This is a genomic window from uncultured Streptococcus sp. (assembly GCF_938036805.1).
Lineage (GTDB): Bacteria > Bacillota > Bacilli > Lactobacillales > Streptococcaceae > Streptococcus.
In genome coordinates this window covers 1-1,753 of sequence record NZ_CALHWC010000045.1, presented here as the reverse complement: position 1 = coordinate 1,753, position 1,753 = coordinate 1, and the positions used below count along the sequence as shown (strand labels likewise).

Annotated in this window: 2 protein-coding genes; both read left to right on the top strand. The window is 48.7% G+C overall.

Features of this window, described 5'->3' with window-relative positions; all coding sequences use genetic code 11:
* On the top strand, positions 1-1,532 hold a 1,532-nt coding region (locus tag Q0191_RS01875), incomplete at its 5' end, for a formate--tetrahydrofolate ligase (protein ID WP_297663303.1).
* 12 nt (positions 1,533-1,544) lie between these two features.
* Positions 1,545-1,753, top strand: a 209-nt coding sequence (locus Q0191_RS01870; RefSeq protein ID WP_297663301.1) for a HutD family protein, incomplete at its 3' end; no start/stop codon positions are given.

Here is a 1,753-nt window from a genome sequence, read left to right as displayed (position 1 = left end):
CCTTAAAAGACAAGCCAGACGGCAAACTGATTCTCGTGACAGCTATTTCTCCAACACCAGCCGGAGAAGGTAAGACTACGACTTCTGTCGGATTGGTCGATGCTCTAGCTGCTATCGGTAAAAAAGCCGTTATCGCTCTGCGGGAACCTTCACTCGGACCTGTCTTTGGTATCAAGGGCGGAGCTGCTGGCGGTGGGCACGCTCAGGTTGTGCCTATGGAAGACATCAACCTCCACTTCACTGGTGACTTTCATGCTATCGGTGTTGCCAACAACCTGCTGGCGGCCCTCATTGACAACCACATCCACCATGGCAATGCCTTAGGCATCGACTCTCGCCGCATCACTTGGAAGCGGGCAGTTGATATGAATGACCGGCAATTGCGCCACATCGTGGATGGCTTACAAGGCAAGGTCAACGGCGTTCCACGTGAAGATGGTTTTGACATTACAGTTGCTTCTGAGGTTATGGCTATTCTCTGTCTGTCAGAAAATATTACCGATCTCAAGAACCGTTTGGAAAAAATCATCATTGGCTACAGCTTTGAAGGTAAGCCAATAACTGCTAAGGATCTGAAAGCTGGTGGCGCTATGGCTGCTGTGCTCAAAGACGCTATCCATCCAAACTTGGTTCAAACTCTGGAACACACACCAGCCTTGATTCACGGCGGACCTTTCGCCAACATTGCTCATGGCTGTAACAGTGTCCTAGCTACCAAGCTAGCTCTCAAATATGGCGACTATGCAGTCACAGAAGCTGGTTTCGGTGCTGACCTCGGTGCTGAAAAATTCATTGATATCAAGTGTCGTACATCTGGCCTGCGCCCATCTGCTGTAGTTCTGGTTGCTACCATCCGCGCTCTCAAGATGCACGGTGGTGTGGCTAAGAGCGACCTAGCTGAAGAAAATGTACAAGCCGTTGTAGATGGTCTACCAAACTTGGAAAAACATCTGGAAAACATTCAAGATGTTTATGGCCTGCCAGCAGTCGTTGCCATCAATAAATTCCCACTGGATACCGAAGCAGAGTTGCAAGCAGTTTATGACGCCTGCCAAAAACGCGGGGTTGACGTAGTGATTTCTGACGTCTGGGCGAATGGCGGAGCCGGCGGTAAAGAGTTGGCTGAAAAAGTCGTTGAACTGGCCGAAGGAGACAATCACTTCCAATTTGTATATAATGAAGAGGACTCCATTGAGACTAAGCTGAACAAAATTGTTACTAAGGTTTATGGAGGTAAGGGCGTTCGCCTGACACCTGCCGCTAAACGCGAGCTCAAACAACTGGAAGAGCTGGGCTTCTCCAACTATCCTATCTGTATGGCTAAGACTCAGTATTCTTTCTCAGACGATGCTAAGAAACTGGGCGCACCTAAAGACTTTGTTGTGACTATCAGCCAGCTCAAAGTTTCTGCTGGTGCAGGCTTCATCGTTGCTCTGACTGGTGCAATCATGACCATGCCAGGATTGCCTAAGGTGCCAGCCAGCGAAAAGATTGACGTCGACAAAGATGGCAACATCAGCGGTTTGTTCTAATAAATACCAAAAATGACAAATGTAACCCTTTTAAGAGTAAACGATTTTCAAGTTTCCGATTGGTCAGGGGGAAAGACGAAGCAACTTTATCTTTCCCCGCCAACGGGCCACTATGGCAAGCGGAACTTTGACTATCGACTCTCGACAGCAACTGTGGAGTTGGCTGAAAGTCAGTTTTCTGACCTCAGCGGCTTTCACCGCATTCTCATGAGCCTGGACCA